The following is an 8,437-nucleotide window of genomic DNA, read 5'->3' on the forward strand; positions in this document are numbered from 1 at the left end:
TCACCGCCCTCGGCGGCCGGCTCGTCGCCCAGGACCACCAGCACGAGCGGCGCCCGCCGATCGACCTCACCCGGTGCGGTCACCAGGTCGGCACCGGTGAGGCTCTCGAGGATCGCCCGGCCCTTGCCGTTGGCGGCCTCGCCCTCGGCCGTGGTGGTGGCGACCGCGAGGCCCATGAGCTGGCCGATCCGGTCGTACGTCGCCGCGTCGGCAGCGATCGCGTCTCCCTGCTGGGTCATCAGCTGGCTGCCGAGGGTGTCGACGAGGGTCTTCTGGTCGGGTCCGACCATCGTCTCGGTGAGGTCGTAGCGCGCCGACACCGTGCCACCGGCAGCCGCGACCTGCTCGCTCAGGGCGGTGACGACCTGCTCGTCGGAGCCGGGCACCGTCACCAGGGCGACCGAGCGCTCGGCCAGCTTCCCGGCCACCAGTGTGGGCGCGACCGCGCCGGTGAAGCTCTCGGCGTACGCCGCCTGGGGGCCTGCGTCGGTCTGAGCGCCCACCTCGGTCGGTGCGGCCTCGGTGACGTCGGAGAGCAACCCCCCACCGAGGACGATGCCCACGGCGAGGGCCACGAAGAGGGCCACGAGGGTGGTCAGGTGCTGGCGGAACGTCATCAACGGAAGAGTCCTTGCAGGCTGTCGATCAGGTCGGTGGTGGTGGGGCCGGCGGCCGTGGCGATCGCATCGGCCCACTCCTGGCCCACGGGGGTCACGCCGATGGCGGCCCCGAGGGCGACGAGTCCGGCCAGGGCCAGGGCGAGGAGGTGCCTGGGGCGCACGGCGCCGTCGTACAACCGCGGCACGGCGGCGGCGTCGACGAGGCGGGGTCCCACCTTGAGGCGGGTCAGGTAGGTGCTGGCCAGGCCCGCACGCCGCCGGTCGAGGAAGTCGTCCAGGGTGGCGTGCATGCCCACGCCCACGATGAGGCTGGCCCGGCCGGTGTCGGCGAGGACCAGGGCGGCGTCCTCGGTGGTCGCGCCGGTCTCGAAGCGCAGCGGGCGGATGCCGGATCGGTCCAGGCGCTCGGTGGCGGCCCGGGTGGCACCCCGCTCGACGAGGGCGATGACGTCGGTGGCCTTGCGCAGCACCTCGAGCGAGGGGAGGTCGTCGGCCGTGGCGCTGGCCACCACGATGTCGGGCTGGTGGCCCGCGTCGCGGAGCGCGTCGGCGCCCAGGTCGACACCGATGAGGACCGGCTTCTGCTCCTTGATGAAGGGCTTGATCCCGGCGAGCTCCTGCTCCCAGTCGTGGCCGCGGACGACCACGACGACCGGGCGGTCGGCCAGGTCGGTGGCGGTCCGTGGGACCCCCCGACCGTGGAGCAGCAGGTCCTGCTCGCGGCGCAGGAACTCGGTGCTGTTGTGGGTGAAGCTCTCCAGCTGGGCGCGCAGGCCGAGGCGGGCGGACTCCATCTCGGTCTCGACGAGGTCGAGGTCGACCTCGCGACCGGCGGCGACCTGTCGGTCGTCGACGTGGAGGGCGCCCTCGTGGAGCCGGACGCGGGCACCGTCCTTGACGGCCGTCAGCGCCTCCGCGCCGCAACCGTCGACCACGACGACGCCCGCCGCGGCGAGCACCTGGGGTCCGAGGTTGGGGTAGCGCCCCGAGATCATCGGCGAGACGTTGAGGACGGCACCCACCCCGGCGTCGACGAGCGCCTGGGCGGTCGAACGGTCCATGTCCTGGTGGTCGACGACCGCGATGTCGCCGGGACGCACCCGCGAGAGCAGGTGGGCGGTACGACGGTCGACGCGGGCGGTGCCGGACAGGCCCGGCAGGGCGGGGGCGGAGCGTTGCCGCGTGGAGATCCTCATGACCGCCTCATGGTGTCAGCCGTGGGTGGCGCCTCGCGGGACGCCGGGGCGCGGCGTGTCAGGCCGCCGGGTGTTCCCGGTGTCACGCCGGCTCAGGCGCCGGCGCGGGCGGGTGCAGCGGTGTCGAGCAGCTCGCGGGCGTGGGCTCGGGCGGAGTCGGACTCCTCGACGCCGGCGAGCATCCGGGAGAGCTCCTTCTCACGGGCCGTGTCGTCGAGCACGACGAGCCCCGACGTGGTGACGGTCCCGTCGCTCTGCTTGTGCACGACGACGTGCCGGTCGGCGTACGCCGCGACCTGCGGGAGGTGGGTCACCACCAGCACCTGGGCGCGCCTGGCCAGCACCGCCAGCCGGCGGCCGATCTCGATCGCGGCCTTGCCGCCCACGCCCGCATCGACCTCGTCGAAGACGAAGGTCGGCACCGGGTTGGACTCGGCGAGGCTCACTTCGAGGGCCAGCATCACGCGCGACAGCTCACCGCCCGACGCCCCCTTGTGGAGGGGGCGGGCGTCGCTGCCGGAGTTGGCGGAGAGCAGGAACTCGACCTCGTCGAGCCCGCTCGCCGTGGCCCGGAGCCACCGCTTGCCCACGCGCAGCACGCCGGGCGTGGGCCGCTCGGGCTCGGCCACCTCGTGCTGGGCGACGGCGACGGTGACGACCGCGTGCGGCATGGCGAGCTGGGTCAGCTCGGCGCTCACCTGCGTGCCGAGCGATCCGGCCGCGACCTGCCGAGCCGTGGACAGGCGCGTCCCGGCATCGGCGAGCTCGGTGCGCAACCGCTCCTGCTCGGAACGCAGCTCCGCAACACGGCCGTCGGTGTCGTCGAGGTCCAGGAGGCGCAACGAGCCCTCCTGCGCCCAGGCCAGGACGTCCTCGACGGTCTCGCCGTACTTGCGGGTCAGGGCGGTGATCGCCGCCCGACGCTCACTGACCGCGGCCAGGCGGTGGGGGTCGACCTCGAGCCGTGAGGCATACGACGCCACGTCGGCCGCCAGGTCGGACAGCAGGTACGTGAGCTCGGCGAGGCGGTCGGCCAGCTCGCCGGCCTCGGGGTCGTGGTCGCGGACCCCGTCCAGCAGGGTCCTCGCGGTGGCAGTGGTGGCCAGCGCGTCGGGGACGTCGTCGTCGCTCGAGAGGGCCTCGCGGGCCTGCTCGGCGGCGGTGCGCAGGGTGTCGGCGTAGCCCAGCCGCGACTCCTCGGCCGCGAGGGCGGAGTCCTCCCCGGGCTCCGGTGAGACGGCCTCGATCTCCCCCAGGCCGAAGCGGAGACGGTCGGCCTCGAGCGCTCGCTCGCGGGCGTGGGTGACGACGTCGTCGAGGTCGCGTTCGACGGCGGTGAGCTCGGCATGCAGGCGCTGCCACTGCGTCAGGAGCCCGTCGACGGCACCGGCCGCGAACCGGTCGAGCGCGTCGCGCTGGGCGCCTGCCCGGAGCAGTCGGTGCTGGTCGGACTGGCCGTGCACCGCCACGAGCGGCTCGGTGACGTCGGCCATCCGGGACACGGGCACGGAGGCGCCGCCGACCCAGGCGCGGGAGCGTCCCTCGGCGGCGATGTTGCGGGCCACGACGACACGGCCGTCCTCGGTGTCCCCGCCGAGCTCGTCGACGGCGGCGAGGAAGCCGGGCAGGGTGCTGGCCTCGACGACGCCCTCCACGCGGGCGTGGGGGGAGCCGGAGCGTACGGCGCCCGTGTCGGCCCGGCCTCCGAGCAGCAGGGCCAGCGCGGTCACGACCATGGTCTTGCCGGCGCCGGTCTCACCCGTGATGACGGTCAGCCCCGGGCCGAGCTCGAGGGTCGACGACTCGATCACGCCCAGCGAGCTGATGCGGATCTCCTCAAACATCGATGCTGCCCTCCCCGACGGGGACGACCTCGCGGCGTCGCCGCTCGGCCGTGCCGCGCCAGCCCTCGACCGGCAGGTCGAACTTCGCGACGAGGCGGTCGGTGAACGGCGCCTGGTGGAGGCGGACGAGGCGCACCGAGCGCTTGCCGCGTCGGACCTCGATGCGGGCCCCCGGCGGCAGGTCGACGGGACGCCGCCCGTCGCACCACAGCACGCCGGCCCCCTGGGTGGTGGCGAGGAGCTCGACCGCGAGGACGCTCGTCGGGGCCACGACCATGGGTCGGGCGAAGAGGGCGTGGGCGCTGATCGGGACCATCAGCAGCGCCTCGACGCCCGGCCACACGACGGGGCCACCCGCGCTGAAGTTGTAGGCGGTGGACCCGGTCGGAGTGGCGCACACGACCCCGTCGCAGCCCCAGCGGGACAGGGGGCGGCCGTCGATCTCCACCACGACCTCGAGCATCCGCTCGCGGGCCGCCTTCTCCACGCTTGCCTCGTTGAGCGCGAAGGTCTCCGCGACCAGCTCCTTGTCGTGGTAGACGCTGACGTCGAGAGTCAGCCGCTCCTCGGTGGCGTAGCGCCGGGACACGATCGCGTCGATGGTCGACTCCACGTCGTCCTGCTCGGCCTCGGCGAGGAAGCCGACGTGACCCAGGTTGACGCCGAGCAGCGGGGTCCCGCTGGTGTGGGTCATCTCGGCGGCACGCAGGATGGATCCGTCGCCGCCGATGACCAGGGCGAGCTCGCAGCCCTCCCCCGCCTCCTGGGCGGCGTCGACGAGCTCGATGGCCGGCTCACCGCATCCCGGCGACAGGCCGAGGTCGGCGGCCTCCTCGGCCAGGAGTCGGACCACGATGGCGTGACCGGTGAGGGCAGCCACGCAGGCGCGGGCCACCTCGCGGGCCTCGGGACGACCGGTGTGCGCCAGCACCAGCACCCGGCGTACGTCGTCCGGCGTCGGCGCGGGGGCGGTCGTCTCGGTCATTCGCCCACCCTCTCACCCGGTACCCCCAGCGACCGGGAGCGCTGCACCTCGGCAGCGATCTCGTCGCCGCCGACGGCCGCGGGACCCCGCCGCAGCAGCAGGAAGAACTCCACGTTGCCCGACGGGCCCGGCAACGGGCTGGTGGTGACCGCGACGGCCCCCCAGCCCCGCCGTGCCGCGGCCTCGGCGATGGTCGTCACGGCCTCGGCGCGCAGGGCCAGGTCGCGTACGACGCCGCCCTTGCCGACCCGGTCCTTGCCGACCTCGAACTGCGGCTTGACCATCAGGGCCAGCGCCCCCTCGGGTGCGGTGACCGCGAGGAGCGGGTCGAGGACCAGCTCGAGGGAGATGAAGGAGAGGTCGCCCACGACGAGGTCGACGGGCTCACCGACCAGGTCGAGGGTCAGCTCTCGGATGTTGGTGCGGTCGTGCACGACCACGCGGTCGTCGCTCTGCAGGGACCACGCGAGCTGGCCGTAGCCGACGTCGACGGCCACCACCTCGCGGGCGCCGTGGCGCAGCAGGACGTCGGTGAACCCTCCCGTCGAGGCACCCGCGTCGAGGCACCGCTTGCCCTCGACCTGCAGTCCGTGCTCTGCGAACGCCGCCAGGGCGCCGGCGAGCTTGTGCCCGCCCCGCGAGACGTACTCGGGCCGACCGAGATCCTCGCGTACGACGATCGCCACATCGGTGGTGATCCCGGTGGCCGGCTTGGTCGCCACCGCGCCACTGACCTTGACGCGCCCCTCGGCGATCAGCTCGCTGGCGTGCTCACGTGAGCGGGCCAGTCCACGGCGGACGAGCTCGGCGTCGAGCCGGAGACGGCGGGGAGGCATCGCCCTCAGCCCGACGGGGCGTCGAGCGCACGCCGGAGCCGCTCGTGGGCGCTCTCGAACACCGCGACGTGCTCGGAGACCGGGCTGTCCGCCAGGCCGTCGAGCGAGGACAGCACCGCATCGACCTCGGCCACACCCGTCGCGCCCTCGGGGTCCTGCGCGTCGTGCTGCTGCTGGTCGTGGTGCTGCTGGTCGTGGTGCTGCTGGTCCATTCCGCGCACGCTACCCGTGCGACACGGGGCGGGGGACGTCCGGGACCGACACGCCCTCGACGGACGGCGCCTCCCCGGTCTCGTCGAGGTGGGCCCACCCGGCGACCGCGGCGACGCGCCAGAAGTCCGACGGCTCGCCCGATCCGTCCACCTCCAACCGGCCGTCGACGACCCGGGCCGTCCAGCCGCCCAGCGTGGCGGCGCCCTCCTCCACCTCGGGGACGCCATGGTCGTCGAACAGGCCCTCGAGGTCCGTGGCGACGTAGGTCGGACGCAGCTGCGGGGCGGCGGCCACCAGCTCCGCCAGATGGGTCACCCCGGTCATCACCAGGAGGGAGTCGACCTCCACCGCCCGGGCGCCCTCGATGTCGGTGTCCAGCCTGTCCCCCACCATGAGGGGTCGCCGGCCACCCACGCGACGCACCGTCTCGTCGAGCAGGGGACGCGAGGGCTTGCCGGCCACGACGGGCTCCACCCCGGCGAAGTCGGAGATCGCCCGGACCAGCACCCCGTGCCCCGGGGCCTGCCCGTAGTCCGTCGGGATGGTCATGTCCGCGTTGCTGGCGACGTACGGCAGGCCGCCCTTCACCAACGTCGCGGCCCGCATGATGTCCTTCCACAGGACGTCCGGTCCGTAGCCGCTGACGACCACGACCGTGTCGTCGTCGGGCTCGGTCTGGGCCACGAGGTCCTCGGCCGCCAGGGCCGCCTCGAGACCGACGCCACCGAGCAGCAGCACGTGCGCCCCGGCACCGAACCGCTCGCGCACCACCCGGGCCGCCGCCTGGGCGGAGGTGACCACGTCGGAGGGGTCCGCGTCGATCCCCAGCGCGACGAGGTTTCCCGCGACCTTCTCGGGCGTCCGGCTGGCGTTGTTGGTGACGAAGGCGAGGTGCACGCCCGCCTCCCGCACCCGGCGCAGCCGGTCCGGCACGCCGTCGATGGCCTCCCCGCTGACGTAGACCACCCCGTCGAGGTCGAACATCACCAGGTCATACGACTCCAGCAACGAGCCGTCGCGCGACTTGAGCACTCTCACCCTCCCACCGGCCGAGAGTCCTCGGCCCCTACGATGCTTCGATGGACTTCGCCGCCACCGTGGTCACGCCGCCGTACGCCGCGAAGCCACTGGAGCTCACCGCGTTCAGGGGGATGATGCTCTCCCCTGCCCGGGTCGGCGATCCGGCGTCGGCACGCGCCTTCGCGCGACCCTATCGGTCGGTGGCCGGGCGCCTGCAGGAGTGGGAGCGACGGGGGCACGTCGTCACGGACGAGGCGCCCGCCCTCTATCTGCACGAGTACACCGCGGGAGGGCTCACAGTCCGCGGGATCGTCGGCGCCCTCGACCYCTCCCGCCGGGCCACCGGCCTCGACGACCGTGCCGTGTGGCCGCACGAGGGCATCCACCCGGTCCAGGTCGACGAGCTCGCGGACCGGATGCTCGAGATGGAGATGAACCCGGCGCCGATCCTGCTGGTGCACGACGGTCCCGCCGACGTGCGCGCGTTCGTGCGCCACCTGGTGACCACGCCACCACATCGTGAGTACACCGACCGGGCCGGCCAGCGCCAGCGCCTGTGGCGCATCGACGGACCCGCCGATATCGAGATGGTCAACACCTCCCTCGCGCAGTCCGCCGCCCTGATCGCCGACGGTCACCATCGCTACGCCGCCTACCTCCGTCTCCAGCAGGAGCAGCCCGGGACGGCCTGGGACAGCGGGCTGGCGATGCTGGTGGACCAGGGAGACACCGGGCTCTTCCTCGGCGCGATCCATCGCACGGTCAGCGCAGTGCGCCTCGAGGACCTGTTGTCCTCCGCGCGTGCCGCCGGCGGCACGACGCGGACGGTCCACGCCGGTACGGCGCTCAGCGCCCTCGCGCCCGGCCGCCTCACGGCCACCGACGGCGAGAAGTGGGCGGTCATCGAGGCTCCCCAGCGCGGCCTGTTGCCGGTGGAGTGGTTGCACCGCGATCTGCTGTCCACCCTGCCCACGTCGCAGGTCGCGTACCACCACAGCGTCGAGGAGGCTCTGGGCCTGGCCGACACCGCCACGACGGCCGTCCTGCTCCCGGCTCCCGACTTCGCGGACGTGGTCCGAGTCATCAACCGGGGCCGACTCCTGCCGGAGAAGGCCACGTCCTTCCAGCCCAAGCCGAGCCTTGGTGTGCTCATGAGGTCCCTGCACGTCGCACCCGCCGAGCAGAGCTGACCTCCACCTCGACCCGGGACGCGGCACCGGACGGGGTACGGAAGAACCGCCGCCGGATGGCGCCCTCGACCTCGAGGACGTCGCCCGCCTGCCACGAGGTGGCGGACCGACGGACCCTGCCCAGCACGGTGCTGCACTCCAGGGCGTCGACCCGCTGTGAGGACGGGTGTCCCTCCGGGCGCCCCACCACCACGCGGAACGAGCACAGCGTGTCTCCGCTCGGGAGCACGACCTCCATGGCCGGCGCCGAGAGCCGACCCACCAGACGCACGACGTTGACGTCGTCCTCCCGGCCCACCTCGGGGCCGACAGCTGTACGTGCAGCCATGTGCACACCACCTCCAGCACCCAGACTGGAGGAACCCACCGACCCGCGGCCGGGATCGACCACGTTCGGTGGACACGACACCACGAAGAAGAGCCTGTGGATGCACAAGGGCCCACCCCCGAACGGGATGGGCCAGGAGACAAGGCGAAAAAGAGGCAGAAATGGGAAAGAGGGGCCGCCTGATGGCGACCCCTCTCCCAATGTT

At 73.4% G+C, this 8,437-nt stretch carries 9 protein-coding genes; 1 reads left to right on the forward strand and 8 read right to left on the reverse strand.

Going from position 1 to position 8,437, the window contains the following annotated elements; all coding sequences use genetic code 11:
• The 7 genes from AC1DQF_RS20440 to AC1DQF_RS20470 form a co-directional block, all read right to left on the reverse strand.
• A partial coding sequence (locus AC1DQF_RS20440; RefSeq protein ID WP_477527066.1) for a copper transporter occupies window positions 1-617 on the reverse strand: 617 nt, incomplete at its 3' end.
• Window positions 617-1,816 carry a putative cytokinetic ring protein SteA gene (gene steA / locus AC1DQF_RS20445; RefSeq protein WP_477527067.1) on the reverse strand — a complete coding sequence of 400 codons (1,200 nt, stop codon included), beginning with the start codon at window positions 1,814-1,816 and terminating at the stop codon, window positions 617-619. The genes AC1DQF_RS20440 and steA, both read right to left, overlap by 1 nt.
• A gap of 92 nt (window positions 1,817-1,908) precedes the next feature.
• Window positions 1,909-3,660, reverse strand: coding sequence for a DNA repair protein RecN (gene recN, locus AC1DQF_RS20450; RefSeq protein ID WP_477527068.1), 1,752 nt, complete (start codon window positions 3,658-3,660; stop codon window positions 1,909-1,911).
• Complete coding sequence (locus AC1DQF_RS20455) at window positions 3,653-4,645, reverse strand: NAD kinase (protein WP_477527069.1); 993 nt, start codon at window positions 4,643-4,645, stop codon at window positions 3,653-3,655. Before AC1DQF_RS20455 ends, recN begins: the two co-directional genes overlap by 8 nt.
• The gene (locus AC1DQF_RS20460) at window positions 4,642-5,481 is read right to left on the reverse strand and encodes a TlyA family RNA methyltransferase (RefSeq protein ID WP_477527070.1); all 840 of its coding nucleotides are present in this window, start codon (window positions 5,479-5,481) and stop codon (window positions 4,642-4,644) included. The genes AC1DQF_RS20455 and AC1DQF_RS20460 overlap by 4 nt, the downstream gene beginning before the upstream one ends.
• 5 nt (window positions 5,482-5,486) lie before the next feature.
• The gene (locus tag AC1DQF_RS20465) at window positions 5,487-5,693 is read right to left on the reverse strand and encodes a hypothetical protein (RefSeq protein ID WP_477527071.1); all 207 of its coding nucleotides are present in this window, start codon (window positions 5,691-5,693) and stop codon (window positions 5,487-5,489) included.
• Between the two features lie 10 nt (window positions 5,694-5,703).
• Entirely contained in the window at window positions 5,704-6,726 is a 1,023-nt protein-coding gene (locus AC1DQF_RS20470; RefSeq protein WP_477527072.1) for an HAD-IIA family hydrolase, read from the reverse strand.
• Between the two features lie 47 nt (window positions 6,727-6,773).
• Here AC1DQF_RS20470 and AC1DQF_RS20475 point away from each other — a divergent pair, with 47 nt between their 5' ends.
• Entirely contained in the window at window positions 6,774-7,904 is a 1,131-nt protein-coding gene (locus tag AC1DQF_RS20475; RefSeq protein WP_477527073.1) for a DUF1015 family protein, read from the forward strand.
• On the opposite strand, the gene AC1DQF_RS20480 is transcribed toward AC1DQF_RS20475, so the two are convergent.
• Window positions 7,864-8,232, reverse strand: a complete 369-nt coding sequence (locus tag AC1DQF_RS20480) for a single-stranded DNA-binding protein (RefSeq protein WP_477527074.1) — start codon at window positions 8,230-8,232, stop codon at window positions 7,864-7,866. The two genes, AC1DQF_RS20475 and AC1DQF_RS20480, sit on opposite strands and share 41 nt — an antisense overlap.
• Window positions 8,233-8,437: the final 205 nt, after the last annotated feature.

It is taken from the genome of Nocardioides sp. P4_G4, from assembly GCF_056401085.1.